Origin of the sequence: [Leptolyngbya] sp. PCC 7376 (assembly GCF_000316605.1) — a bacterium.
GTDB lineage: Bacteria > Cyanobacteriota > Cyanobacteriia > Cyanobacteriales > MRBY01 > MRBY01.
The window spans coordinates 3,865,626-3,891,017 of record NC_019683.1; the positions used below are offsets into that span (position 1 = coordinate 3,865,626).

Genomic DNA, 25,392 nt, shown 5'->3' on the forward strand with positions numbered 1-25,392 from the left:
AATTTTTGCAAGGGATTTATCTTAAGGATGAACCGGGGGGTCAAAAATTTATGCCCACCAAGGATCTTCGTCAGTACGGAAATCAGTTTCTGTCCATTCAGTGAAGGAGACATTATCGTCAGTCACATCCGCATGGGCAAGGGCAAGGGACAATGGTGCAGGACCACGAACAACCTTACCAGTCTCGTCATATTGAGAGCCGTGGCAAGGACACATAAATTTGTTTTCGGCAGTGTTCCAAGGTACGACACAACCAAGGTGTGTACAGATTGCATTCACACCGTAGTTTGCAATGGTTCCGTCGCCTTCGATCACGATATATGTGGGGTCGCCTTTAAGGCCTTGAGCCAAAGAGCGATCGCCAGCACCGTGAGTCGTGAGGTATTCGCTAACGATAATGTCATTGCCGAGGGCATCCTTAGCAATCACACCACCACCACCGCCACCACTGGAGGGGGGAATAAAATATTTAATAACAGGATAAAGTCCACCAAGGGCAGTTCCCGCCGCCGTACCTACCCAAAGCAGGTTTAAAAAATTACGGCGACCTAGATCTGGCACATCGGAGGAACCGGATAACTGAGTCATAATTAAGGGGCCTTTTTGTATAGTTTTGTAAACGTTTCTACAATACTTCTTATGAAGAATATCATCTATGAAGACAAGCACAGCACCAGTATTCAAATGGTCTAGCCGATTGGTAGTGACTGTGAGCCTTAAGGAAGGTTAACAATTTTCTTGACTTAAATTATGACAGATTCGGGATGTCCGTGAGACGGCACTGAACAGGTCTGAGACAGATTTTGGAGAGAGTTATGACGGGCAATGAGTTACGAGAGATTATTTGGCGCAAGTGGGGGCGTTCGTTTGATGTGCAGCTCCGTCAAATTAAAGGGGAATGGTATTTACAGGTGATGTGGAAATATTTGGAGCAAGTCTCTTTTCCTTTGTCGGAACCTGAGTACGAATCTCATCTACAGGCGATCGCCAATTATTTAAGTGAGTGGGGTGTGGTAGAACAGGTAACTGTTTTTTTTGAAGAAACAAAGGAACAACCACGCATTGGTAAAGCGGTGAGTGTGCGATTAGAGCTAGGAGCTAGAGCATCAGAATGGTCACTAGATTAGGTCGTATCTTATTCGTCAGCATCGCAGCGAGTTGCGCTTTGCAAAGATGGGCGATCGCCGAAACAGAATTTCCAGTGCTTGGGCAATGGCACTTTAAATCAGATGTACAAACTTTAGAATTTCAAACGGTAACGACAGCAGAGCCCAGCTACTTTTTACTCCGAGAACCGAGCCGTGTTGTCATTGATATCCAAGGAGCTCGTTGGGATGAAGGAAGTGTGAGCCAATCCTACAACGGTAAAATTAGTCAGATTCGGATAGCAGAATTTACGGAAGGTGTGACGCGGTTTGTTCTGGAAACATCAGATCCAAACGAATCACTCAATACAAAAAACCTTAAACTGCGATCTTTTCCAACAGAGAGTGGAGAAACGCTCTGGAAACTAAGTTTTGGGGATAGTCCTGTTGCCCAAAATAATAATGATTCGACCGAAAATAATGCTTTTCAATATCCGCCAGCCCTCTTGCCACCGGTGATTCCTGGCTCTGTAATTGTCGCGCCGCCACCAATTCCTGACAATTTACGGAAATGACTTCTGTTGGGTGAAGACAGTAGCAAGGTTTTTTTATGGCGATCGCCACCATCAACAGTCAAACATGCAGAAAATAAACTTTTCTAACAACTTGGCTAAGATATAAAGAGACAAATGGATGAAGCGTCCTGAAAACGGAAAAGCCGCTCCATGTCTTGGGTGCTATCGCTACAGAAAAAACGAAAGCCATTTTTGGCCTTTTTGTCCTACTCCGATCCATCGTTTCACTATTACTGCTGAGACTGTGGATTCTTGTCCCAAGACATCCATGACAGAGCTGCAACTCCGCCTACAAACTGAAGGAAATTCTGAGGAAGTCCTCAATCTCGATCAAAGCGAGATTGTGATTGGTCGACTGCCAGAATGTACTGTAACCCTTGCCCTGTCGCAAGTCTCTCGATATCATACCCGCATCCAACGCAAAGATGATCAATGGTATGTCGAAGATCTAAAAAGCACAAATGGCACCTATCTCAACGACAAACGCCTCCGGGTGCTACAGCTTTTAAATAATGGCGACATTCTCCGAATCGGCACCACTTCAATTCTAGTTGTCCTAGAATCCGCTGATGCTGAAGAGAACACCCTTTTAAACTACAGAGTCACGAATCCCGCCGAGTCGAAGGATAGTAATGATGTTCGAACGATTCTTCGTAATGCAGAAGAGTTAAAAGAACAATGGATGCAGGGGGAAGAGGGCGATACCGATCAACCGCAATCACAAACGGTGATCGCTCGTCTAAAAGACCTTGTTGAAATTGCCCAAAAATTAAGCTCAGCCGAATCTATTGAAGGGATTTTTGCCTTAATTCGTGATGTTGTTTTCCGTGAATTACCCACATTGGAGCGGATGGCACTGCTTACAGATACGAATGGCACAGGTACGTTAGAGCTTCTCAATGCATCAGCTCGAAACTTCCCCGACGACCACCCAATTGTGCGCAATAGCTCTTGGATTAGTAAATCGATTTGCCAGAAAGTTTTCCAAGAGAGAGTCGCCCTGAAGTCCGTAGATGCCCAGAGCGATTCACGATTTCAGGGAGAGGACAGTATTCTTGCGAAGGGGATTCGTGGGGTGCTAGCAGTCCCTCTATGGGATAAAACCGAAGTGGTTGGGGTGCTATATGGTGATGCCCATTTGCGCCTAGAAGATTCTGAACCGATCGCCGATGATGACCTGAGTTTCTTCTCGACGATTGGTAATTTGGTGGCAGCGAGTGTTCAGCGTTGGCTTCTCAGTCGACAACTTCAAGAGCAAGCGCACATCCGTCAAAAGTTAGAGCGTTATCACTCTCCCGGAGTTGTTCAACAACTGATTTCGGTTGGTGCTCTCGATAATGGTCGCTTACCACCGAAGGAAGCGGAAATTAGTATTTTGTTTGCGGACATTGTCGGTTTCACATCGATGTCTGAAGCCTTAACGCCCAGTGAGATCGCTGATCTACTGAATATCTTTTTCGAGGAAATGCTGCAATCTGTCTTTGAGCAGGGCGGCACTCTCGATAAGTTTATTGGCGACTGCATTATGGCTTTTTTTGGTGCGCCAGAGCCCCAGGAAGACCATGCAGAACGGGCGATCGCCGCAGCTTTAGGGATGTTAAACCGTCTCGATAAGCTCAATGCCCAAGGGAAATGGAATAAACCCATCCAGCTCCGTATCGCGGTCAACAGCGGCAAAGCCTTTGTGGGAGATGTTGGCAGTTCCCAGCGTCTGGACTACACGGTTTTAGGCGCTACCGTGAATCTTGCGTCCCGAATCGAATCCATTTGTCCACCAGGAGAGTGTGTGATTAGTGATCCAACCCATGGTTTGATTCGTCCGAGCCACCAGAAATTATTTTCTCCAATGGGGGAAGGGCGTTTTAAGGGTATTGATCGTGCAGTCAAGGTCTATCGTACGTATCGTCACCAAACTCGCCAACGCCTCATGCGTAAAACGACAGAGGCCGTTAAGTCTCTCTAAAGATTCAGGCGTTAAATTGCCGAATATTTTGTTGTCGTTAGGGCGTTTGATCGATACGCCGCTGAAGAATAAATTCGGCGATCGCCAAATCCACAGGCGTTGTGATTTTCAAATTTGTCTCTTCCCCTTCAACAATTTTGACGGGCAAACCACACCGTTCAAATAAAGCCGCGTCATCCGTCACTTCCCAGCCGAGGGACTTACCTTGATCATGGCACTCTTTGAGTTGTTGCACCTTAAACCCTTGGGGAGTCTGGGCAGCCCATAATGCCGATCGATCAGGCGTATCTTTCACAATCCCTGCGTCACCAACAACTTTGATTGTGTCTTTTACAGGCACTGCTGCAATCAAACCATCACAACTCTCTAAAGCAGTTGCACAACGATTAAATAACCCGGCCGTTGCCAAGCACCTGGCGCCATCGTGAATTAACACAGCTTCAGCATCATCGGGTAAAGCCTGTAAACCGTTGTAAACAGATTCTTGTCGCGTGGAGCCACCCTGAATAAAGTTCACTGACTTTGTGAGCTGGAGTTTAGACAACATCGATTCAAAATCAGGAAAATCCACTGGCTGTCCAATAATGCCAATCCAGCCAATAGAACTTGCTGCCTCTGCCGCTTTCAATGTCCAAGCAAAGAGAGGTTCACCCCGCAATGGGAGAAGTAATTTGTTGCGATCGCCCCCCATACGTTTTCCGACCCCAGCAGCCGGGAGTAATAAATGAATCATTATTTTTGCGAAATTACTAAACGTTGCCGCCTATTCTCTTCTAAAATGATGTCTGGATAAGTAAATTCAAGCAAACTGCCCCCAACGATGCGAATACTAGCCCTTGTTCCCGGCGGAGTCGGCGACCAAATCCTTTTTTTTCCTACCCTCGCAGATCTCAAAGATCAGTACCCCGAAGCGATGGTAGATGTCTTGGTAGAGCCCCGTGCCAAAGCGGCTTATCGTGTCTGTCCCACTGTCCATGAAGTTTTGACGTTTGATTTTAAAGATCGAAATGGCCCAGCAGATTATCTCAATGTGCTCGGAACAATCCGTGATCGCGAATATGAAATTGCCCTATCCCTTGGCCGACGTTGGATAGTTGGCTTGTTACTTTGGCTAAATGGCATTCCGACCCGTATTGGTTACAAAACCAATACCTCTTGGTTTATTTCGAATCCTGCTCCCCTCAACGAAGAGCAATATGCGGCGGCAACCTATCACGATTTGCTTAAAGCATTAGATATTAACAAGCCCTGTAACCTCCCAAAAATAAATGTCCCTAGCTCTGATATTCAGTGGGCAGAAGGAGAACAAAAGCGTCTCGGCCTTAATGATGGCTATATTTTGATCCATGCAGGTGCTAGCAAAATATCCCAAGCAAAAGGGATTGAAAAGCTTTATCCCATTGAAAAATGGGAAGAAGTAATTAACGATATTAAGGCGAAACAGCCCAATTTGCCGATCGCCCTTCTGCATGGCCCTGAGGATTATGATTGGGTCGCGCAGCTCGTTGAAATCTTTCCAGATCTAAGGGTTACTGTGCCCGAGGACGTGGGTAAATCAGCCGCAATGATCGCTGGCGCAAACTTGATGGTTTGTACCGATAGCGCCCCTATGCACCTTGCTATTGCTGTTGGAACTTATACAATCGCACTGTTTGGCCCAACGAAGCGGGAACGACTGCTACCCCCAAGTAGTGATAAGTTTATTGGTATCCAATCCCCCACTGGGCGCATTGCAGATATCAAACCCACAGACGTACTAGCTAAAATTTGGCGTGGCTAAACCAGCAGTTTTTCTCGATCGTGATGGCGTTCTAAACATTGAAGCGGGCTATATCCGTGATGTTCATGATCTCAATTTAATCCCTGGTTCTGCTGCCGCGGTGCGATCGCTTAATGATCGAGGTATTTTCTGTTGTTTAGTTTCGAACCAATCCGGCCCTGCGAGAGGTTATTACGGCATTGATCATGTAGAGAAACTCCATGATCGTCTTTGCAAATTATTAAAAAAAGAAGCAGATGCCTACTTAGACGCTTTATTTTATTGTCCTTACCTGAGTCATTCCGCAGGCGGCACAAACCCTAACTTCACAAAATGGGGTACATGGCGCAAACCCAATACGGGAATGCTTGTTGCTGCAGCTTGGGAACATGATCTGGATCTCAGTCAAAGCTTTATGGTGGGTGATAAAGCAACGGATGTTGACTTAGCCCATAATGCTGGATTGAAGGGGATTCTTGTGCAGACAGGCTATGGCAAAGAAGTTTTGGGTGGTGCATACCAACATCAGACTAAGCCTGATTATGTCGCAGAAAATCTTCAGGATGGTGCAATATGGATTTTAGAGAATTTAGACTAAAATTTTCACGCTAAAAAAATGGGTGGCGATCGCCTCAATCACCACCCAAAAATCAAATTAGAAAAATCAGCACTTAGCGAGACATTTGTCTAAGAGCACGAGTTTGCTCCAAAATGTCCTCCACATCCTCTTCCGAGAGACGCTCGACATAATTCACCTTCACTTCTTCCAGCAAATCATTAATCAAAGATTCCATCCGCTCAAGACTCTCCTGAGCCTGGATTTCAGACGTAATACTATCCGTAAACTGCGACATCAATTGTTCCAACAGTTCGTCAAACTCCGGATCCTCCTCCAGTATTGCCCGCAACGTTTCCGCCACAATCTCATAAAATTGGTGGGAAATTTCCCGTGCCAAAGTTACCTTGAGTTCTCCGATACCGGGCAACACTTGCAAACCTTGATAAGCAGGCGAGCTAGACACAACACGATCTAACGTGTAACCAATTAACGCCTCCGCTTGGGGCTGGATCTTTGGGAGAACCTGATTCACTACAAGATTGGCCATGAGCTTAGCCAACTCCACAGGCTCATTCACATCATTTAAATCCACATACTCACGACCCGCTGTTTGGGAGAGAAGTGTTGAAAATTCTCCGCGTCGAATCGAACCTTGCACCTGATTAATAATACGAATAAAAACCACCTCAGTAATGTCCTCTGCAATCCCCGCAACGAAGCCTTGGCTTGCCTGCTTCTGAATCGCACTCAAATCAATAATGTCTGCTTGATTTAAACGAACTGTCACCGGAATGACCCGTAGCCAACGGAACAAAGGAATAAGTAGAAAAATGTCATACCATCGCCAGAGCATCGCATCAAACCAACTTACCCCAGTACGGCGGCTGCTGATATACCAACTCCGTGCCAAAAATTCGAGGAGAAACAGTAGGAAAAATGGAAAATCGAGAATGCCAAAATTATCAACCGCTTCCCCGTTTTCTCCGATCGGCCTGAAATAGTTTGTTTCAAGGAGGGGTTTGATTTCTCGGTCAAAGAAGTTTAGGCCTTCAATCCAATTATTCTCACTAAAATAATCTGAATTCCAATAAGTTCGAAAAGCTTCCTTGGAGGATTCATCGAGATCATCAAAGATATGACGACGCATCTTGTTTTTTATCTTTTCGAGCGTTCCCGTTTTATTGGCGATCTCGAAAGGATTAGTATCAATCATCTCGATACTCAGTTCTCGCAGTTCTGCCAAAATTTCTTCTTTTTCTGCGTTGTAGCGTTGTAAATCCTCGACAATATCTCCTTGATCAGAAGGCGTCAGCAATTCACTAGATTCGGAACTAGAGCTAATGGTTAGATCATTAATTTGCTTAACCTTTTCCTTTAAGTCTTCCACTCGCTGTAGATAGTAGGCAGTATCCCGATTATCGACAATGCCTTTGACCCAGTCATATCGCTTAGTGACATCAACAGGTAGAATTCTGACTGGTTCTTCCGGAAATGTCCATTCATATTCATTGATGCGAGCGTAAAACTGAACTCTGCCCTGTAACCAAAAATTCCGTAGTGGAATATAACTCAGATCGAATAATACAAAAGCAAGGTTGACAGAAGCTACAACTGCCATTCCCCTTTCAAACCATAGACTGGTGCGATTGCGCTTGGTACGACGGATTTGGCTACGAGGCGCGATGGTCATGATAGATTAGGGGCGTTGAAAAACACATTGAGTATATTTACGTAGCCTTTATTTTATACGTACAAATGGGAGCTGGAACGAAATACAACGTACGTTTAACGCCAGAGCAACGAGAGGATTTACAACGAGTTGCTCGTAATGGCTATCAGTCCGCGAAAATGATCCTGCATGCCCGAATTTTGCTGATGGCAGATCGTGCTCATCCTGAAGGGAATTGGACAGATTTGCAAATTGCTCAAGCACTCAGTGTCCATTCCAATACGGTGGCGAGAATTCGTAAATTATTTGTCACTGGGGGTGAGGAGCGCGCTCTGAATCGGAAAGTACGAGAGACACCACCAGTGAAACCAAAGATTGCTGGGGAGAAAGCGCAAAGATTATTGGAACTATATGCGAGCCAACCACCTAAAGGGAAAGATTATTGGTCGCTGAGTTTATTGGTATCGGAGCTAAAAGCGAGAGGATTGGTAAAAAGTATTTGTCGGGAAACAGTGCGAAAGGTGCTTAAAGAACATGGAATTGTTCTGAGTCGCCGAAAAATTTCTCCTTGAGTTTTGACTGCCTCGATAGACTTTAAAAATCTTGAGAGGGAATTTTTACCACTCGACCTGCTTCTTTTGAATGTGCTCGATATTGCGATTCATCTTGGCAAGATTTTTTTGTAAGAGTGGGAGGGCTTCTATTTTTTCGGGATTGATCTGCGATCGCGCGGCAGCTTGGCGAAGTTTACGATCCATCATGCTGGCAATCTGCATCAGCTCTTTACTGAGTCTTGCCATCTGAGACTTTTGATATTTTTGTAGCATTTGCCCTCTAAAAATCTGGATCGAAACCTGTTCTCCAAATTCACCAGGGATAAAGCGAAGCCGCAACAGTAACGGTTCTTCTTTGTATAGACGCAACATTTCAATTTTTTTAGGCTTCTCCACTGGGCGTACCGGAAAATCGGTGAGTCTTTTCAGTTCATGGATTAAGCTCTGGAACAGTGGCAGTGGCAGCTTATCGAGTAAAACTTTAGAACGATTATTCCGGCTCCAAATAATGCGACCATTAGTTTCTTTACGCTCTAAGGAAATTTGGTTCACATTCTGGAGGAGCGATCGCCCGAACAACTCTAAAATCAGCTCGTGGGGAGGGAGTTGTGACAACATTGTCGCGGGAGTACTTACATATTTCTCACTCACTTCCAAAAGTTGCAAAGAACCGAGAAATCCCTTTTCCTTAATTGGCGCCGCCGAGAGTACAGTATTAACCTCTTCATTTTTAAGAACAGACTCTTTTTTCCCCAAAGATTCGTGGCCAAAAATCAAAGTGGCCTCAGAATCATCATTACTTTCTTCCTTTGCTCGCTGCTGCTTTTGATATTCCTGATACCTTGTCAGCACATCTTGATGAATCTTGCTATCTAAGGTGCGGCGCTTAATAAAATAATGCTTTGGTTTCAAGAGTGGGCGCACATAGTCCAACACTGCGACATTCGTCGGATCGACCATGCCAAGAATCAATGATTCACCCTGTACCGCTAAAGGCAAAATTTGATGATATGAACAAACCTCAAATGGTAAAAGCGAATCAATTAGATTAAATGTCTGCTCCACATTCATGCAAAATACCCACAACCTAGAAAAAACATCATGATCACTGAACTATTAAATTCTCTAAACTTCGTACAAACTAAGCTATTCAGGTAGCTCACTAGCGTTACCAGTATCCGCATGAAATAAACCCTGAGACCATTCTATGCGGAGACAAAAAGAGCCCAACAAAATATTTCACTTCATCTAGCTTATGGGTAACTGCCGTGGTTAAATGTAGTTGCCGTTGTATAATTGGCGGCAAAACGACGTATAGTAGCCCATTGGGAATACTATGGGGTCTTAAACGTGACTATATTTAAGCTTCAATTTACAAGCTCGAAGATAGTGAGTAAATGATGCTAGTCACAACCGCCTCATTTATAAAAAGTATAAGTTTAAAACATTAAAATTTGCAGACCTAGAGGAAATCTATGACCAGTCAGACAGACCGTGTAGTCATTATTGGTGTTGCCGGAGACTCCGGTTGCGGAAAATCAACTTTTTTACGCCGTCTTACCGATCTGTTCGGCGCAGAGTTTATGACGGTAATCTGCCTAGACGATTATCATAGCCTTGATCGTAAAGGTCGTAAGGCAGCAGGCGTGACTGCACTCAACCCTAAGGCAAATAATTTTGACCTCATGGCTGAGCAAGTTCGTGATCTTAAAAATGGTAAGGCGATCGATAAGCCTATCTACAATCACGAGACTGGTGAACTCGATCCTCCTGAGCGCATCGAACCTAACAAAGTCGTTGTCATTGAAGGTTTACACCCCCTCTATGATGAGCGAGTTCGTGAGCAGATTGACTTCAGCGTCTACTTTGACATTAGCGACGAAGTGAAAATCCAGTGGAAGATTCAGCGGGATATGGCTGAGCGTGGCCATACGTATGATGACGTTTTGGCCTCTATTAACGCTCGTAAGCCTGACTTCAGTGCTTACATCGAACCTCAGCGCGAATTTGCGGATGTTGTCATGCAAGTTCTTCCCACTGAGCTGGTTGAAGATAAGGAAGGTAAGTACCTGCGCGTTCGTTTGGTACAGCAGGAAGGTATCGAGAACTTTGAGCCTGCTTACTTGTTCGATGAAGGTTCCACAATTCACTGGCGTCCTTGCGGTCGTAAGCTGACTTGTAACTACCCAGGCATCAAGATGTACTACGGACCCGATAGCTATCTTGGCAACGAGGTTTCCATCCTCGAAGTTGATGGTAAGTTCGATAACCTTGATGAGATGATCTATATCGAAAGTCACCTCAGTAAGACAGGTACTAAGTACTACGGTGAAATGACTGAGCTAGTTCTCAAGCATAGAGACTATCCTGGTTCTGACAATGGTACTGGTCTATTCCAGATTTTAATTGGTCTTAAGATGCGTCAAACTTACGAAAAGCTGGTTGCACAAAAGAAAGCGGCTGTCGTTTAAGTTTTTATCGTTTCGCGAGTAGTTAATTTATTGCTTGCGAAATAAATTTAATCAAAGCTTCGATAGAGGGGATCTAACTAATGATCCTCTTTTTTGATGGCTGGGATGCAAGGCGATCGCCGTCTTATATTTCCTTTCTATTTGAGCAGTACATTACAGAAGACCCATCGATTAGCACAATTTTTTTCAATCAGTTTTAAGATAGAAAAAAGTAATCTAGAAGACATATATTCCGAAAGCATTATGGTGACAGCCAGTAGTCAAGCTCCCGGTGCAGATGCCACAGCCGAAAACCAAGGTGGCTTACCCGTTACGATCATCACAGGTTTTCTGGGCAGCGGTAAAACGACCCTCCTTAACCACATTCTCACAAACCAAGAAGGCTTAAAAACTGCGGTCTTGGTTAACGAATTTGGTGAAATTGGTATTGATAATGAGCTGATTATCACCACCGATGACGACAATATGGTGGAGCTCAATAACGGCTGTGTTTGCTGCACTATCAACGAAGACCTCGTTAATGCTGTCCATAAAATCCTTGAGCGTAAAGACGAAATTGATTACCTTGTGGTTGAAACCACAGGTCTTGCAGATCCCCTCCCTGTTGCCCTGACTTTCCTCGGCACAGAGTTGCGAGATATGACTCGACTAGATTCGATTGTGACCGTTGTCGATTCTGCGAATTACAGTTTGGATTTGTTTAATAGCGAGGCCGCTTATAGCCAGATTGCTTACGGCGATATTATTCTCCTCAATAAAACTGATCTCGTTGATGAAGCAGATGTTGATTCTTTAGAAGTACGGATCCGTGATATCAAAGATGGTGCCAGAATCCTCCGCACTAAAAAGTCGAAAGTTCCCTTGCCTTTACTGCTAAGTGTGGGCTTGTTTGAGTCGGATAAATATTACGACGAAGTGGACAATCATGATCATAATCACGACCATGACCACGGACGCAGCCACGATCACGACCATGAGCATAAACATGATCACGATCACAACCACGCTCATGCCCATGACCATAACCATGATCACGAACATAGCCACGATCATGACCACGAACACCATGATCATTCCCATCACTTAGAAAATGACGGCTTTACCTCGATTTCTATCCAGAGCGATAAGCCATTTAATATCCGGAAATTCCAATATTTCCTCGATAACCAACTGCCGATAAATGTCTTTCGGGCAAAGGGTTTATTATGGTTTGAAGAAAGTCCGCTCCGTCACATTTTCCACCTCAGTGGTAAGCGCTTTTCAATTGATGATTCGGAGTGGAAGAAAGGCGAAGTAAGACAAAATCAACTTGTTCTCATCGGCCAAAATCTGGATAAGGCGAAGCTCCGGGAGCAAATTGAGAATTGTTTTTGTATTCCCTCAGATAATCGGGGTAAAGGCTTTTCCTAATTTGTTGCTGCCAATCGAATTGTTAGCCTCCTTTTTGAAACAAACAAAAGGAGGTTTTATTTTTTCGGTTTATTCAAAATCAGGGTATTGTGGTGGGCTAGCTCCCTCTCTGACAGTAATGCGAGGATATTTTTTACGTCCTGAAGGTTTTGATTTTACTTCTAGTAGATTGATCTGGTGCCACCAGCTATCACCAAAGTCAAAATGGTAACCAATTACATCGTCTAGGGATAAATTCAGATCGGCGATCACCGTATCATTAACGCAGCCAGAAGGTTTATTTTCGTCATCAGAGTTATTCATTGCTTCCGGTAAAACATAACGTTCGGCATCGGGAGCGTTAGGTGCTGAGCCTCTGACTTGAAATTCGTACATATGCTCTTCTTCACGGTCAAAAGCTTTAAAGATAATACGATGAAAATCAGCCAAGGTATGCTTCCCTAAAATTTCAATCTCGCGACAAACTACCGGGTTTGCTTCAATAAATTCGTCTGTGAGTAAGCCATCAAAAATAAAAACTTCGAAGTGGAAGATATCATCTTTGGTGGCAGCAACTGGTGGTTGTCTGGGTTCCATATCTTCTAGGGCGATCGCCTCTGGTTCGCCAATAGTTACAGGAATATCTTCGTTACTGGTCTCCGGAATAACGGGTAACATGCCAGATTCATGGAGCATTTCTTGGATTTGTCGAGGTAGAAGGCTCGCATCAATAATTTGACCATTGATGACTACTGTAGTGGCTAAAGGATTATATTTGAGGGTTTCTTGGGTAGACCAGTCAGGATCCATTTGCATCAGATCTAATGTTTCCCGGACGGTTTTTGATTTACCTTGGCCTGTACTAGTGGCTACCCCAAAAGCCTTGTACAATTCCGATGCTTTCATATGGGGAGTCACGCTGGGATCATAGAGGAAATTGACCATACCTATAGCGTGAGTAATGCCACAAGCCCAAGATTTTGCTCGACCTTTGCTGAGGGGTGAGGGTCTTTTTCGGGCGAGTGCGGCAGTTGCATATCGCACTAACTGAGCATAATCTTCATTGAGATATTCTGCGGCGAAAGTATTGGTAATCGCGACAATTTCGTCGTATTTCGCCTGCATTTTCTGTGGGACTTTTTCGGATTGTGTTGGTTGTGCCATAGGATTACTGTCCTAAGTTGCCAATTTTGAAATGAATTTAAATTTAACGATTCGGAGAGCGATAAAAAGGTTTTTTCACAACTTTGGCAGGGTAGTGTTTGCCACGGATTTCAATTTCTACAGCTTGCCCTTTTTTCGCAAATTCACGCGGGAGATAGGCAAGGGCGATCGCCTTATTGAGAGTGGGCGACATTGTACCGCTGGTGACAATGCCAATTTCTTGACCATCAACCAGTACTGGATAGTCGTGGCGTGCAATACCGCGAGCTTGCATCTCTAAACCAACTAAACGCTTCGTCACACCTTCTGCTTTTTGAGCAACGAGAATATCTTTTCCGACAAAATCACCTTTTTCATCCCAATGAATTAACCACCCTAAACCCGCTTCTAGAGGTGTCGTTTCGTCATTCATATCCTGACCATAAAGGTGCAATGCGGCTTCTAGACGAAGCGTATCGCGACAGCCCAACCCGCAGGGCACAACCCCTGCATCACTGAGCTGCTCCCACAGTTTTTGCCCGACTTCGGGTGAAACCATTACTTCAAAACCATCTTCGCCGGTATAGCCCGTCCGCGCGATAAAGGCTTGTTTTCCATCAATTTCAGCCTCAGCATGATTAAACATTTTGAGGCTCGATAAATCTAAGTTTTGAACAAAGGGCTGTAGGATAGCTTCTGCTTTTTGACCTTGAACAGCGATTAACGCCTTGTCTCGCGAGACATCGGTAAGGATGATGCCTTTGGGTTCCAAATAGGTGGTTAGCCAATCCCAATCTTTTTGGGTAGTGGCAGCATTCACGATGAGAAAACCTTTGTGGTCGCCTTGATGATAGTAAATAATGTCGTCAATAATGCCGGCTTTTTCGTTGAGTAAAACGCTGTACTGAGCTTTTCCAACCTCAAGGCGCGCCAAGTTTGAAGGGACAAGGGTTTGCAGGGCTTCTACTAGGTTCTCGCCAGCCAAGGCAAATTTCCCCATGTGGGAAATATCAAACATCCCGACATTGTCTCGAACGGCATTATGTTCTGCTTTTAAACCGCTGTACTGTACTGCCATTTCCCAGCCAGAAAATTCGACAAAACGGGCTTTGGCAGCGGCAGAAAGATCGTAGAGAGGCGTGCGGAGTAAAGTCATAAACACAGATTGAACAGCGATTATGACAATCATACGGGCTTTCTAAAACGGAATATCGTCTTCTGGAGAAATTTCTGTAGGGACAGAGGGGCGACCTTTGACTGAACTTAGTGCTGGTTCGGGTTGAGATGCCGGAGTTGCAGGTTTAATTGCCGCTGTGGCTTCAGTCTCTGGATCAGGTGGGGCAAGGTGGGTTAATTCGATAACTTCTCCTTCAAAGAATTCAGCAAATTCTAACGCTGCTCCTTTAAGGCGATCGCCCTCCGCTTCTAATGTTTCTAGTGGAGAATTTTCTGTTAACTGTGCCGGGTCTTGTGATTCTAAAACTTGTGGTGGCTCAGCAATATGATGCGTGTGGCCATTACCATTGCCGTTGCTATTGCCATTGCTCAAAGGCTGTGGTGATTGGGAGGTTGGAGTTATGGCAGTAGGTTGAGATGAAGCTGTTGGTTGTGGTGCAGGTACTTTTGGCGCAGCAGGTTGCGTAGGAGCAGCTGGAGCAGTTTCGCTAAAAGGATTCGGAGCTGTCGATGGAGCAGATGAAACTTTTTGTGGAGTCGGATTGGGTGGAGTTACTGGCGGTGTAGGAGCAGATGGAGATGCTTGAGCTGGGGCAAAGGTTGGGACTGGTGTGTCGAACACAGTCGCCGACATCTCAATATCACCTGATGGTTCATATCCAACTTGGAATGAAACTTTAATATCTTTTTGACAAGCTTTTTTAAAAGCAGCTTCAATATTTTTTTGTTTGCCTTTTGTAAGAGACAACAGGGGTTGTGTTTTGGCTCCAATCAACGCCATATTGCCATTAAAACTAACCAAACGACCTGTTTGACGTAAAAGTTGCTGAGTTGCAGGTGGATGTAATTGGGCCAGCATTGTCTCCCACAGCTGTTCTCGCTCTAGAGCAGAAATAGTTGGACTAGTACTAGTAGTCGTTGCGGCAGGTTGTGTTTTTGGCTCTGGAATTGGTTGAGATGTTGGCTCAGAGGTCAGCTCAACAGGTAATTCTGCAATTATTGGCTCAGGTATCGGTTCAGGTGTAGGGACTGACGGAGGAGGAACAACTTCTGGAATGGTAGTAGGGGCTGGCGATCGCCCACTTTCTTCTGGTATTGGCGGTGTGGATATTGAAATTGGTGCAGGAGCTGGCGACTGAATGACAGGTTCAGGTTGGATTGTTGGTGCAGCAGAAACCGGAGTTGGTGGGGCGATCGCCGGGGCTTCTTCTCCGAAAGGATGAACTGGTGCTTCTAGCTTGGGTGATGCGGGTTGAGGCTGAACTACTGGGGGTACAGCAACTTGTGCCGGAACAATAGACGGTTGAACAGTGACAGTTTCAGTCGAAACCTGAATATTCGCCAAAGCCGAAGGCAATAATCCCAACAGCGTAATTTCAAGCCAGAGTCGGGGTTGGGTTGTATTTTTTAGCTGATATTCACTCTCTTTGAGATGCTGCTGACCCTTCAGTATTAAGGCGACATCCCATCCTTGTGCTTCCTGACAAAGGGCTTGCCAAGTCGGTTGAGTGACAGCAATCAAATCGCCTCGTTGTGGTGCAGTTTTAGCGATCAGTAAATTGAGATAAAAACTCGCTAAATTTTGCAGCACTACTAACGGTTCACGGCCACGATTCAATAAACTTCGGCATTGCTGAATCACAGCTTCTGGATTATTACTACGCACCACCTGAATCAGCCCAAGCAAATCTCGTTCAGGTACTGCACCGACTAGATCCCAGACCTTATCTGGCGTAATTTCTCCCGATAGCAAACTGAGCTGATCGAGCAAACTTTCGGCATCTCGCAAACCACCATTGGCAATCTGAGCAACGAGGATGACTGATTCGAGGGGAATCTCAATATTTTCGTTGCGGGCAATTTTGCGGAGATGTCCCACCATCGCGTCGAGGGGAATCCGTCGATAATCAAACCGTTGGCAGCGCGAAATAATCGTTGGGAGCACTCGCTGAGGATCAGTTGTCGCCAGGACAAAGACCACATGGGCAGGTGGTTCCTCTAATGTCTTCAGTAGGGCGTTAAACGCTGCCACGCTGAGCATATGGCACTCGTCGATCACATAAACTTTGTAACGACATTGCACTGGCGCAAATTGTGATCGCTCGATCAGTTCGCGAATATTGTCGACACCTGTATTACTCGCCGCGTCAATTTCGATCACGTCCAAAGCTGATCCATTGGCGATCGCCCGACAAACTTCACATTCCCCACAGGGACTCGGCGTTGGATTCGCTGCATTTAAACAATTGAGAGATTTCGCGAGAATACGGGCACTAGACGTCTTTCCTGTTCCCCGTGGCCCCGAAAATAAATAGGCTGGCGCAATGCGCTTTTTCTCTAGGGCATTACTCAGCGTTGTGGCGATCGCCTCCTGTCCCACCAGTTCCGAAAACATCTGGGGGCGATATTTATGATGGAGCGGTTCATAGGGCATCATGCAAACCAGACAGTCAGAACAGCAAACGAATAAACGTGAATCTCAGATTCAATTTAGAAGAAGGAAATCTATGACCTAAAATGATGGTTACCGTAAACAGGCAGAGTCAAACAAGAGGATTATCAGTATATGGCGGGTTTGCTAAAAAAACTTTTTTCGGCAGATAAATCGACGGCTAAAAAACAGCTCCTAGTCGAGGATAACCTTCCTGCTCTGACAGACGCCGATTTTGAATTTTTATTAGACCAACTCCTCCAAGGTCTTGCCCACGGTTGGCAGCCTGATCGTGTGGAAGTATTTATGTTGGATCTTGGGAGTCGCGGCAAAGCCTCTGCTTGGGAAGCTTGGTTGAAAGATTTTAGTGCAAGGATTTTGGCACAATCCCAGCGTACACAGCAACGCCAAATCGGAACTCGCCTCATCTACATTAGCGATGCCCTAAACTCCTCCCCTAAATTACAACGCCTCTCGAAAGTTTTTACTAAGTATGGTCAACAACTCGTAACGGGGAAGAAAGAAGGCACTCTCGATCTTATTTGGGAATATGATGGCCCCGATGCGATCGCCGAAACTACGACTCAGGCCGAGCCTGTTGCCGATGCACAACCCGCAGCACCAACCGTTACAGCGACGGCGACCTCTGCGCCCACTCCTCAACCTCCGCAGACTGAAACGGTCATTCAATCTTCGCCAGAGCCTTTGGCCAATGACACCACCATTCAACAAGATATTCAACAGCCCGCAGAACCAGCCCCACCAACGCCTAGCACAACTCCAGTAGAGCCTCAGCCAGCAGCAGCCCAATCTGAACCTGTTTCGCCTCAAAATCAAAACCTACAAGAATTGTTTAATCGCGGTCTTGCTAAAGCAGATCAAGGGGATTTCACAGGGGCGATCGCCGACTGGGATGAAGTTTTAAAAATGAATGACCGCATTCCCCAGGTTTGGCATAACCGCGGCAGTGCGTTTGGTTGCATTGGGCAATTTCAATCCGCACTGGAATGTTTCGATAAGGCGATCGCCATTTTGCCGGAAGGCGTTGTCGCTTGGAAAGATCGTAGCTATGCCCTCATGAAACTTGAACGCTGGCAAGATGCCCTCGAAAGTTGGAATCACACGATTGATTTACGAGATAATGTCGCAGAAGCTTGGTTTCAGCGAGGATGCACTCTGGAGCGTCTAGAGAAATTTGATAACGCCCAGATTAACTATCGGAAGGCGATCGCCCTCGAACCCGACTTCGCCCAGGCAAAACAACGTCTCGAACTTTTGCAGTCTGGTCAAGTGATTACACCAAACTCAGACTCTGACCCTTGGTCAGAAGCTTAAATCGAGACCCAAAATGAGCTGAGATTCTCTTCTCTCGCCATAGCTTTACGAGCAAACTTACAAAAAACTATCCACCTATGACGCCTTCCCTTCGGAGGGCTATCTTTCTACTGTCAAATCATCATGATCAAACGAATTTATACCGACGGCGGCTGCATCAATAATCCCGGTTCCGGTGGCTGGGGCGTTGTGATTCAATATCAAAATGGCTCTGTTTCCGAACTTGGCGATCATGAAGCCCAAACCACAAATAATCGCATGGAGATGCAAGCTGCCATCGAAGCCCTCAAACAATTTCGAGATAGCGATCAGCGCGAACCCATCCAGCTCCTTACCGATAGTAAATACGTAATTGATGGCATTACGAAGTGGATTAAAGGCTGGAAACGGAAAGGCTGGAAAAAATCATCCGGTGCACCAGTCCTCAATAAAGATCTCTGGCAGGAAATGGATAAACTGAATCACCCTGCTGTGCAATGGACTCACGTTAAAGGCCATAGCGGTGAGCCTGGGAATGAACGTGCCGATGCGATCGCCAACAGTTTTGCCCGTGGCAAAGCACCCATTTTAAAAACACCTCGTTTACAAAACGGCGAAAAAATACAAAATCTTCCCAAATCCAGAGATATTCTTTCACCATCCGTAACAGAATTGTCAGCAGATTCCAATGAAAACTCTATAGTGATTCAAAACGAATCGCGACAAAATCCCATGACTGACTCCGCTACAAACTCTACAGAAGAACTTGTTTTATCCCGTCAAGAGCGCGTTCACCAGCTATCTGCCTTAATTGAGAGCCTCCGTATCGCCGATGAAATCGCAGAGAAAGGCTACTTTATCAGTAGCTCCGAACTTGCTGATCTCATGGATGTAAATGCCAGTGCTGTAACTAGCCGTGGCCACGAATGGACATGGCGTAATTGGATCGTTTCCCGTGTGAAGCGTGAAGGTAACCAAATTTTGTGGCAACTAGACCGCATTATGGGCGATGCCGAGGCTTCCTAAACTAGAGTATGACCGTGGCACTCTAACGCTGCATCCACCGCCACGGGGTAAAGACTGGCTCGATTTTGCGACCTGGGATGACCGTATCGAAAAGTTCCGTATCCCGGCTTACCACTATCGCAGCCTCGTTAAAACCTTAAATCAAGCTCCGACGGAATTTATTGACGCGAGTCAAACTTTCACTCCCCTCGATCTACAGGCGAGTTTTTCTCTCACGCCTTACCTACACCAAACAGAAGCGTTAACGGCCTGGAAACAAGGCAATCGCCAAGGCGTTGTCGTGCTGCCCACTGCCGCGGGAAAAACTTATCTAGCCCAACTCGCCATTGAGTCAACGCCACGCTCCACCTTGATTTTGGTGCCTACCCTCGACTTGATGCACCAATGGTATGAGCAACTCACAAAGGCCTTTCCCGGTGCCGAAGTGGGTTTGTTGGGGGGAGGTTCTCGTGATCGCACGCCAATTTTGGTGGCCACTTATCACAGTGCCGCGATCCATGCCGAAACCTTGGGCAATCAATATGCCCTGCAAATTTTCGATGAATGTCACCATCTTCCTAGCGATTTTTTTCGAGTCATCGCTGAATATTCCCTTGCGCCCTACCGTCTTGGTTTAACAGCAACACCAGAACGGAGTGATGGCAAGGATAAAGATCTTGACTGGCTCATTGGCAAGATTGTCTACGATCAAACCCCTGATAATTTATCAGGCACTGCCCTTGCCGAATTTCAGAGCATTCAAATTCCCGTTGAATTGACTGAGCTTGAGCAAAAAGCCTATGAGCAGGCGATCGCCACCCGAAATCAATTCCTTAGAGACCAACATATTTCCTTAGGGAGCCTGCAAGGTTGGCAATATTTTGTCTCAGCCAGTTGTCGTTCCCCAGAAGGTCGTCGAGCTATGCTTGCCCACCGTCAAGCCAAAGATATTTCTGCTGGTACCACAGGGAAACTTCGCACTCTCAGTGAGCTCATCCAGAAACATTACCCTGACAAAATATTAATTTTCACAAACGATAACGCCACCGTTTACCGTATTTCCCAAGATTTTCTTATTCCAGCCTTAACCCATCAAACGCCCGTTAAAGAAAGACATCGTATTCTCGAATCCTTCCGTCACGGCAAGTATCATATTTTAGTGACCTCCCATGTCCTAAATGAAGGAGTCGATGTCCCCGCTGCTAAAGTTGCAATTATTTTGTCTGGAACGGGATCTTCCCGAGAATACATTCAACGACTTGGACGAATTTTACGCAAAGGAAATTCACCAAATAAATTGGCAATTCTTTATGAATTGGTAGCAAAAAATACAAACGAAGAATACACTTCTGAACGGCGGCGATCGCCACTACAAAGACAAAGCAAGCCTACAAGAGTTTTGCCGAGAACTGAAATCGGCAATCGTGCTGCCGAAGCCAAAAAGCCTTGGGGAGAAAAGCCTGAAGAGGAGCTTTGATCATAAAAAACAGAAAGGGAATTATAAATAAAAAAGCCTAGCAATAAAAATATTTTATATTTTTTGTATTTATTAGAAGTGTCATAAATTGATGGTTTTATTTAACCGAACAATAACTTTATCTTTTATTTATTTTGTAAGTATAATGAAACAATCGAAATTATAAAAAATGCGATACAAAGAATTTAAATCTTTTTAATAGTTATGCACTTATCACAAAAGCCGACCCAGAAAACACGCACCAACTTTGAACGTGCTTTACAAAGACTAGAGCAAGAAGTACTGCGAATGGGAGCCTTAGTGGAAGAGGCATACCGTCTTGGGCATAACTGTTTATTTAAAGAAGATTTAGAGGCACGGGAATCATTAATTAAACTAGACAAAAAAATAGACCGCTATTATCGGAAGATTGAAGCAGACTGTGCAGCAATACTGATTTTGCAAGCCCCTGTGGGTAAAGATTGCCGCATCGTGAGTGCATTTATGCAATTGGTGCGAGATCTCGAAAGAATTGCGGACTATGCCAAAGACTTGTCAGATATGGCGTTGAAGTTAGTGCCTTATCCCACCCATATTCTAATGGCAGAAATTGAATCGATGTCTGCCCACGCCCGTCTGATGCTGTCAACGAGTTTAGTGGCTCTAGCGGATTTGGATCAGGATGCAGGCGCCTATGTAAAAAAACTGGATGATCGGGTGGATGATGATTATGATCGTCTGTACGAATCTCTGGCTACCCAGCAGATTATTGGCGGTTCGGTAGAACCTTTTATTTTGATGGGGTTGATCATTCGAGACATAGAGCGGATGGCCGATCACGCCACTAATGTTGCGCAACGGGTCTCCTATATGACAACAGGTCAACGGGGTTAATAATCCTCTTCATCTTCGGAAAGATCAATCACATCAATCCAGCTTTCTAATTCTTCCCAACCCAAGCCTCTTCGAATTAAGGCTGGCTGATTAGATGTGAAGTCGAGAATAGTGGATACTTTAAAGCCTGGCTCATCTTCGGTATCGATAATGATATCCACAAGGGAATCGAGAGCATCAAATAATCGAGCTTTTTCGAGTCCGAGGGTAAAGAGCTCACCATCTTCATCGGGGATATGGGCAGAAGTCGAAATAATGGGATTGCCGAGTGCTTCTAATAGTCCTTGGCTAATGGCTTGGTCTGGCACACGGATACCAGAGGTGCGCCGTTTCGGGCTAAGCACTAATTTTGGAACTTGTTTGGTTGCGGGCAAAAGAAAAGTATAAGGTCCCGGAATCACCCGTTTCATGATGCGATAGGCTTCGTCGCTGACAAGGGCATATTCAGAAATATTAGACAGGGAAGAACACAAAAACGTGAGGGGTTTATCGTTGGCAAGCTGTTTGATTTTACGGACTTTCTGGACGGCTTGTTTTGCAGTTAGATCACAGCCAATGGCGTACACTGTATCTGTTGGATAGAGCATCACTGCACCGCTTCGCAACTGTTTGGCGATCGCCTCAAGGTCGCGTTGTTGAGGATTTTTTGGGTGTAGAGAATAAAATTTAGCCATTGTTGCCACCATGAAAAAGATTGCTTACCTAGAATGTCCGACAGGGATCGCTGGGGATATGTGCCTCGGAGCATTAGTAGATGGGGGCGTTCCGTTGGAATATCTCGTAAATCAGCTAAATCGGCTGGGGATCGTCACTGAGTACGATCTTCGGGCGGAAACGGTGATTCGTCAAGGACAACGGGCAACGAAGGTCTTTGTGGATCTCTTAAATATCAATGATCAAACATCAAATGAGGAGTTGGTAACTCAGTCTGCTAACAGCCATCATCACCATGGGCATAGCCATGAACATCATCACCATCCTCATAAACATCACCATTACTCTGAAAGTCATGCACAGCATCGCCATCTACCAGAAATCAGGCAAATGATTAAAGATGCAGATTTGCCAGAACGAGTTGAGCGGTGGAGTTTAGAGATTTTTCAAAATTTGGCGATCGCCGAAGCGACGGTACATGGTTCAACGCCTGAAGATGTTCATTTTCACGAGGTGGGAGCAACAGATGCGTTGGTGGATATTGTTGGAACTTGTCTAGGTTTAGATTGGCTAGACATTGATGAGTTGTATTGTTCGCCGATGCCAACGGGAGGGGGTACGGTAAAAGCTGCTCATGGAATTTTGCCCGTGCCTGTTCCTGCAGTGCTTCAACTTTGGCAACAACGCCAGGTTCCGGTCTACAGCAATGGCATAAAAAAAGAATTAGTCACGCCAACAGGAGCGGCGATCGCCACAACTCTCGCAAAAGATTTTGGTGAACCTCCAGCGATGCAACTCGAAAAAATTTCCCTTGGATCAGGCACCATTGATTTGCCATTACCGAATTTATTGCGGTTATGGATTGGCCACGTCGAAATTTCAGTGAATCTAGAAACAGTGATGTGCCTCGAAACACAAATCGATGATCTCAATCCGCAGGCGATCGCCTATGCCTGCGAAAAATTACGGGATGCTGGTGCGATGGATGTTTTTACGCAAGGGGTTGCGATGAAGAAAAATCGATTGGGAACCCTGTTAACCGTTATTTGCCCAGTGGATTTAGTTGAAACTTGCGAAGATATTATATTTACCGAAACCAGTACTCTCGGCATTCGCCGCCAAACCCAAAACCGTTCGATTCTTGACCGTTGCTTTGAAAAAATCTCCACATCCGATGGTGGTATTAATCTAAAAATCGGTTTTCGGGGCGACAAAATTTATAACGTTCAGCCAGAATATGAAGACTGCGCGGCGATCGCCAGAAAAACCGGGCAACCTTGGCAGGCGATCGCTCAACAAGCTGTCGAACAATACAATCGCCGCAACTAATTGCTTTTAACCACCAAACAAGAAAAGAGACACAGAATCTGTGCCTCTCTATAGGTTATTAATCCCAATGAAAACTTGTGGATTTACATAATGCCGACAAAGTGCAAAGGACCTTGGCCGCTCAATAGTTCGAGGAGGAGGGCCAAAAAGCCAATCATTGCGAGGCGACCATTTAGAACTTCTGCCCCTGTATTTAAGCCCCAAGAAAGTTGCTGTGGGTACATTTTCATATTTTCCTTCGGGTGAGTAACTTGCCCAAAAGTGCAAGGACGATCCTCCAAAGAATCAGTCACCAAATTTGCCAAAGACTCAATAAATATAGGATGGGTATTGAGGGCAGGGACACGGCGGAAGTTAGTAATTCCAGCCTCTTCAGCAACTTCACGATACTCAATATCGATTTCCTGTAGTGTTTCGATGTGCTCAGAAACAAAACTGATCGGAATCACCAATAGATCTTTGATACCTTTTTCACCCAGTTCATTGAGAGAATCTTCGGTGTAAGGCTGCAACCATTCCACAGGACCGACTCGACTTTGATAAGCCAAAGTGTGGTCATTCGGTCTCTCAAGCGCCTGCATAATCAGACGGGTGCATTCTTCAATTTCTTTTTGGTAAGGATCGCCAGCTTCTTCCACATAGCTTTGAGGAACACCATGGGCACTAAAGAAAATGTGAGCTTTGCTAGGGTCTTCAAATTGATCCAATTCTTTGCGAATTAGATCCACCATTGCGGCAACATATTGGGGTTGATCATACCAAGAGGGAATCAAAGTATAGTCAATCTTCGCCAATTCCTTGTCTGTGCGCCACATTTCCTCTAAAACACGGAAACTAGAGCCACTCGTGCTAATCGAAAATTGTGGATACAGAGGGAGAACAACCAATTTGTCTAGGTTGTCATTCCTAATTTCGGCGATCGCATCTTCAGTGAAAGGATGCCAATAACGCATACCCACGTATACTTTGACATCACGTCCCCATTCTTTGAGTTTTTCAGAGAGCGCGGAACCTTGATCTTCCGTGATTTGCCGCAGTGGTGAGCCACCACCAATCTCTTTGTAGTTCTCTTGAGACTTACCAGCACGAAGGGAGGAGATTAGCCAAGCTAATGGTTTCTGCATCCAAGGCGCAGGTAAACGGATGATTTCGGGATCAGCAAACAAATTGAATAAAAAAGGACGAACGTCCTCCAATTTGTCTGGCCCACCTAGATTAAGTAATAAGACCCCAACACGACCCATAGCTAATACAGATTAAATTTACTGGTATTTTCTTTAAGTTATTGTAACAATATAGCCGCCTAAGCGGTTTTCCTTGTGGCAATGACTACAGGAAATACGGAAAAGTTTACATTTCAATACTTTTTACTCCGCATAGACATCCTATGCCGATTTTGGATTATTTCGTGAATTAAGTGTGTGTTTCTTCCGAGTTATGTGTTGTGAGGTGTTCAGAAAAAGTTAGGTCAAAAGGTGACGAGGCATAACGTAGAGAGTCGTCCCCTCCTGGCGCACAACATAGACTGTTTCATTTGGTTGGATTGCTACTGTTTCATCCGCACATCTTGCTCGCCATGAGTTTCCTTCATACAAGACTCTGCCTGTTTTTCCTGCGGCGATCGCCGTAAGAGTTTCAGCTTCAGAATCATCACTGAGAGTACGTTTCGAAGTTCTGGGCGTCAGAAAACGACGAGAGGCAATCACTGCCGTAGTCGATAACACGAGCCACAGAGCAATTTGTATATTCGGCGGGATGGGGAAAACGAGCAAAACTGCTGCAACACCAAGAGCACTAACGCCCATCATGAATTCAACAAAGGCTGTCGGGAAGAAAAATTCGAGGGAACATAGCCCGCCGCCAATAACGAGCCAGATCAACATTGGGTTATTCACTTGCTGCTACACCTTACGGGGATTTTTTCACAAACAATTTCGAACAAACAACTTGAATCGATACGTAACGC

At 45.3% G+C, this 25,392-nt stretch carries 23 protein-coding genes and 1 pseudogene; 14 read left to right on the top strand and 10 right to left on the bottom strand.

Annotated features, from left to right (window positions below):
- Positions 1-48: 48 nt before the first annotated feature.
- On the bottom strand, positions 49-588 hold the full coding sequence (petC, locus tag LEPTO7376_RS17455) for a cytochrome b6-f complex iron-sulfur subunit (protein ID WP_015135444.1): 540 nt from the start codon (positions 586-588) through the stop codon (positions 49-51).
- 227 nt (positions 589-815) lie between these two features.
- On the opposite strand from petC, the gene LEPTO7376_RS17460 reads away from it, so the two are divergent.
- The 3 genes from LEPTO7376_RS17460 to LEPTO7376_RS17470 all read left to right on the top strand — a co-directional run bounded on the left by LEPTO7376_RS17460 (position 816) and on the right by LEPTO7376_RS17470 (position 3,623).
- Complete coding sequence (locus tag LEPTO7376_RS17460) at positions 816-1,127, top strand: DUF3067 family protein (protein ID WP_015135445.1); 312 nt, start codon at positions 816-818, stop codon at positions 1,125-1,127.
- Entirely contained in the window at positions 1,112-1,660 is a 549-nt protein-coding gene (locus tag LEPTO7376_RS17465) for an AMIN domain-containing protein (protein ID WP_015135446.1), read from the top strand. The genes LEPTO7376_RS17460 and LEPTO7376_RS17465 overlap by 16 nt, the downstream gene beginning before the upstream one ends.
- A gap of 268 nt (positions 1,661-1,928) precedes the next feature.
- The gene (locus tag LEPTO7376_RS17470) at positions 1,929-3,623 is read left to right on the top strand and encodes an adenylate/guanylate cyclase domain-containing protein (RefSeq protein WP_041765848.1); all 1,695 of its coding nucleotides are present in this window, start codon (positions 1,929-1,931) and stop codon (positions 3,621-3,623) included.
- A 37-nt stretch (positions 3,624-3,660) separates the two neighbouring features.
- On the opposite strand, the gene ispD is transcribed toward LEPTO7376_RS17470, so the two are convergent.
- Positions 3,661-4,353 (bottom strand): 2-C-methyl-D-erythritol 4-phosphate cytidylyltransferase, encoded by a 693-nt coding sequence (ispD, locus tag LEPTO7376_RS17475; RefSeq protein ID WP_041765850.1) that lies wholly within the window; start codon positions 4,351-4,353, stop codon positions 3,661-3,663.
- 90 nt (positions 4,354-4,443) lie between these two features.
- Between ispD and LEPTO7376_RS17480 the strand changes: the two genes are divergently transcribed.
- A complete protein-coding gene (locus LEPTO7376_RS17480; RefSeq protein ID WP_015135449.1) occupies positions 4,444-5,403 on the top strand; it encodes a glycosyltransferase family 9 protein in 960 nt (319 codons plus the stop codon).
- Complete coding sequence (locus tag LEPTO7376_RS17485) at positions 5,396-5,980, top strand: HAD-IIIA family hydrolase (protein WP_015135450.1); 585 nt, start codon at positions 5,396-5,398, stop codon at positions 5,978-5,980. The genes LEPTO7376_RS17480 and LEPTO7376_RS17485 overlap by 8 nt, the downstream gene beginning before the upstream one ends.
- 73 nt (positions 5,981-6,053) lie before the next feature.
- Here LEPTO7376_RS17485 and LEPTO7376_RS17490 read toward each other — a convergent pair whose 3' ends face one another.
- The gene (locus tag LEPTO7376_RS17490; protein WP_015135451.1) at positions 6,054-7,631 is read right to left on the bottom strand and encodes a hypothetical protein; all 1,578 of its coding nucleotides are present in this window, start codon (positions 7,629-7,631) and stop codon (positions 6,054-6,056) included.
- A 65-nt stretch (positions 7,632-7,696) separates the two neighbouring features.
- Here LEPTO7376_RS17490 and LEPTO7376_RS17495 point away from each other — a divergent pair, with 65 nt between their 5' ends.
- Positions 7,697-8,182: a helix-turn-helix domain-containing protein gene (locus LEPTO7376_RS17495; protein ID WP_015135452.1), complete on the top strand. Its 486-nt coding sequence runs from the start codon at positions 7,697-7,699 to the stop codon at positions 8,180-8,182.
- 45 nt (positions 8,183-8,227) lie between these two features.
- Here LEPTO7376_RS17495 and LEPTO7376_RS17500 read toward each other — a convergent pair whose 3' ends face one another.
- Positions 8,228-9,235, bottom strand: a complete 1,008-nt coding sequence (locus LEPTO7376_RS17500) for a hypothetical protein (RefSeq protein WP_015135453.1) — start codon at positions 9,233-9,235, stop codon at positions 8,228-8,230.
- 404 nt (positions 9,236-9,639) lie between these two features.
- Here LEPTO7376_RS17500 and LEPTO7376_RS17505 point away from each other — a divergent pair, with 404 nt between their 5' ends.
- Entirely contained in the window at positions 9,640-10,635 is a 996-nt protein-coding gene (locus LEPTO7376_RS17505; RefSeq protein ID WP_015135454.1) for a phosphoribulokinase, read from the top strand.
- Between the two features lie 243 nt (positions 10,636-10,878).
- Positions 10,879-12,045 carry a GTP-binding protein gene (locus tag LEPTO7376_RS17510; protein ID WP_041765852.1) on the top strand — a complete coding sequence of 389 codons (1,167 nt, stop codon included), beginning with the start codon at positions 10,879-10,881 and terminating at the stop codon, positions 12,043-12,045.
- Between the two features lie 69 nt (positions 12,046-12,114).
- Here LEPTO7376_RS17510 and LEPTO7376_RS17515 read toward each other — a convergent pair whose 3' ends face one another.
- Genes LEPTO7376_RS17515 through LEPTO7376_RS17525 form a run of 3 tightly spaced genes read right to left on the bottom strand, consistent with a single transcriptional unit; the run spans position 12,115 to position 16,777 of the window.
- Positions 12,115-13,188: a DUF6398 domain-containing protein gene (locus tag LEPTO7376_RS17515; protein WP_015135456.1), complete on the bottom strand. Its 1,074-nt coding sequence runs from the start codon at positions 13,186-13,188 to the stop codon at positions 12,115-12,117.
- Between the two features lie 43 nt (positions 13,189-13,231).
- Positions 13,232-14,323 (bottom strand): glycine cleavage system aminomethyltransferase GcvT, encoded by a 1,092-nt coding sequence (gene gcvT / locus LEPTO7376_RS17520; protein WP_041765855.1) that lies wholly within the window; start codon positions 14,321-14,323, stop codon positions 13,232-13,234.
- A 42-nt stretch (positions 14,324-14,365) separates the two neighbouring features.
- Positions 14,366-16,777 (bottom strand): DNA polymerase III subunit gamma/tau, encoded by a 2,412-nt coding sequence (locus tag LEPTO7376_RS17525; protein WP_015135458.1) that lies wholly within the window; start codon positions 16,775-16,777, stop codon positions 14,366-14,368.
- Positions 16,778-16,909: 132 nt separating this feature from the next.
- Here LEPTO7376_RS17525 and LEPTO7376_RS23815 point away from each other — a divergent pair, with 132 nt between their 5' ends.
- The 5 genes and pseudogenes from LEPTO7376_RS23815 to phoU all read left to right on the top strand — a co-directional run bounded on the left by LEPTO7376_RS23815 (position 16,910) and on the right by phoU (position 21,443).
- On the top strand, positions 16,910-18,109 hold the full coding sequence (locus tag LEPTO7376_RS23815) for a tetratricopeptide repeat protein (RefSeq protein WP_015135459.1): 1,200 nt from the start codon (positions 16,910-16,912) through the stop codon (positions 18,107-18,109).
- 123 nt (positions 18,110-18,232) lie between these two features.
- Positions 18,233-18,598, top strand: a pseudogene (locus tag LEPTO7376_RS28740) (ribonuclease H); the annotation flags it as partial.
- A 222-nt stretch (positions 18,599-18,820) separates the two neighbouring features.
- Positions 18,821-19,114 carry a hypothetical protein gene (locus LEPTO7376_RS28745; RefSeq protein WP_315861594.1) on the top strand — a complete coding sequence of 98 codons (294 nt, stop codon included), beginning with the start codon at positions 18,821-18,823 and terminating at the stop codon, positions 19,112-19,114.
- The gene (locus LEPTO7376_RS17540; protein WP_015135461.1) at positions 19,098-20,570 is read left to right on the top strand and encodes a DEAD/DEAH box helicase; all 1,473 of its coding nucleotides are present in this window, start codon (positions 19,098-19,100) and stop codon (positions 20,568-20,570) included. The genes LEPTO7376_RS28745 and LEPTO7376_RS17540 overlap by 17 nt, the downstream gene beginning before the upstream one ends.
- 204 nt (positions 20,571-20,774) lie before the next feature.
- Entirely contained in the window at positions 20,775-21,443 is a 669-nt protein-coding gene (gene phoU / locus LEPTO7376_RS17545; RefSeq protein WP_015135462.1) for a phosphate signaling complex protein PhoU, read from the top strand.
- Here the strand turns inward: phoU and LEPTO7376_RS17550 are convergent.
- Positions 21,440-22,117, bottom strand: a complete 678-nt coding sequence (locus LEPTO7376_RS17550) for an L-threonylcarbamoyladenylate synthase (RefSeq protein ID WP_015135463.1) — start codon at positions 22,115-22,117, stop codon at positions 21,440-21,442. The two genes, phoU and LEPTO7376_RS17550, sit on opposite strands and share 4 nt — an antisense overlap.
- Positions 22,118-22,127: 10 nt before the next feature.
- Between LEPTO7376_RS17550 and larC the strand changes: the two genes are divergently transcribed.
- Positions 22,128-23,426, top strand: coding sequence for a nickel pincer cofactor biosynthesis protein LarC (gene larC, locus LEPTO7376_RS17555; protein WP_015135464.1), 1,299 nt, complete (start codon positions 22,128-22,130; stop codon positions 23,424-23,426).
- Positions 23,427-23,509: 83 nt separating this feature from the next.
- Here the strand turns inward: larC and hemH are convergent, their stop codons facing one another.
- Entirely contained in the window at positions 23,510-24,670 is a 1,161-nt protein-coding gene (gene hemH, locus LEPTO7376_RS17560; protein WP_015135465.1) for a ferrochelatase, read from the bottom strand.
- Between the two features lie 219 nt (positions 24,671-24,889).
- Positions 24,890-25,309 carry an NfeD family protein gene (locus LEPTO7376_RS17565; protein ID WP_015135466.1) on the bottom strand — a complete coding sequence of 140 codons (420 nt, stop codon included), beginning with the start codon at positions 25,307-25,309 and terminating at the stop codon, positions 24,890-24,892.
- Positions 25,310-25,392 lie beyond the last annotated feature (83 nt).

Bases quoted from the DNA above. Each gene is read 5' to 3' on its own strand.
- petC (WP_015135444.1), bottom strand. From the start codon at position 588: ATGACTCAGTTATCCGGTTCCTCCGATGTGCCAGATCTAGGTCGCCGT.
- LEPTO7376_RS17460 (WP_015135445.1), top strand. From the start codon at position 816: ATGACGGGCAATGAGTTACGAGAGATTATTTGGCGCAAGTGGGGGCGT.
- LEPTO7376_RS17465 (WP_015135446.1), top strand. From the start codon at position 1,112: ATGGTCACTAGATTAGGTCGTATCTTATTCGTCAGCATCGCAGCGAGT.
- LEPTO7376_RS17470 (WP_041765848.1), top strand. From the start codon at position 1,929: ATGACAGAGCTGCAACTCCGCCTACAAACTGAAGGAAATTCTGAGGAA.
- LEPTO7376_RS17480 (WP_015135449.1), top strand. From the start codon at position 4,444: ATGCGAATACTAGCCCTTGTTCCCGGCGGAGTCGGCGACCAAATCCTT.
- LEPTO7376_RS17490 (WP_015135451.1), bottom strand. From the start codon at position 7,631: ATGACCATCGCGCCTCGTAGCCAAATCCGTCGTACCAAGCGCAATCGC.
- LEPTO7376_RS17495 (WP_015135452.1), top strand. From the start codon at position 7,697: ATGGGAGCTGGAACGAAATACAACGTACGTTTAACGCCAGAGCAACGA.
- LEPTO7376_RS17500 (WP_015135453.1), bottom strand. From the start codon at position 9,235: ATGAATGTGGAGCAGACATTTAATCTAATTGATTCGCTTTTACCATTT.
- LEPTO7376_RS17505 (WP_015135454.1), top strand. From the start codon at position 9,640: ATGACCAGTCAGACAGACCGTGTAGTCATTATTGGTGTTGCCGGAGAC.
- LEPTO7376_RS17510 (WP_041765852.1), top strand. From the start codon at position 10,879: ATGGTGACAGCCAGTAGTCAAGCTCCCGGTGCAGATGCCACAGCCGAA.
- LEPTO7376_RS17515 (WP_015135456.1), bottom strand. From the start codon at position 13,188: ATGGCACAACCAACACAATCCGAAAAAGTCCCACAGAAAATGCAGGCG.
- gcvT (WP_041765855.1), bottom strand. From the start codon at position 14,323: ATGACTTTACTCCGCACGCCTCTCTACGATCTTTCTGCCGCTGCCAAA.
- LEPTO7376_RS17525 (WP_015135458.1), bottom strand. From the start codon at position 16,777: ATGCCCTATGAACCGCTCCATCATAAATATCGCCCCCAGATGTTTTCG.
- LEPTO7376_RS23815 (WP_015135459.1), top strand. From the start codon at position 16,910: ATGGCGGGTTTGCTAAAAAAACTTTTTTCGGCAGATAAATCGACGGCT.
- LEPTO7376_RS28745 (WP_315861594.1), top strand. From the start codon at position 18,821: ATGACTGACTCCGCTACAAACTCTACAGAAGAACTTGTTTTATCCCGT.
- LEPTO7376_RS17540 (WP_015135461.1), top strand. From the start codon at position 19,098: ATGCCGAGGCTTCCTAAACTAGAGTATGACCGTGGCACTCTAACGCTG.
- phoU (WP_015135462.1), top strand. From the start codon at position 20,775: ATGCACTTATCACAAAAGCCGACCCAGAAAACACGCACCAACTTTGAA.
- LEPTO7376_RS17550 (WP_015135463.1), bottom strand. From the start codon at position 22,117: ATGGCTAAATTTTATTCTCTACACCCAAAAAATCCTCAACAACGCGAC.
- larC (WP_015135464.1), top strand. From the start codon at position 22,128: ATGAAAAAGATTGCTTACCTAGAATGTCCGACAGGGATCGCTGGGGAT.
- hemH (WP_015135465.1), bottom strand. From the start codon at position 24,670: ATGGGTCGTGTTGGGGTCTTATTACTTAATCTAGGTGGGCCAGACAAA.
- LEPTO7376_RS17565 (WP_015135466.1), bottom strand. From the start codon at position 25,309: ATGTTGATCTGGCTCGTTATTGGCGGCGGGCTATGTTCCCTCGAATTT.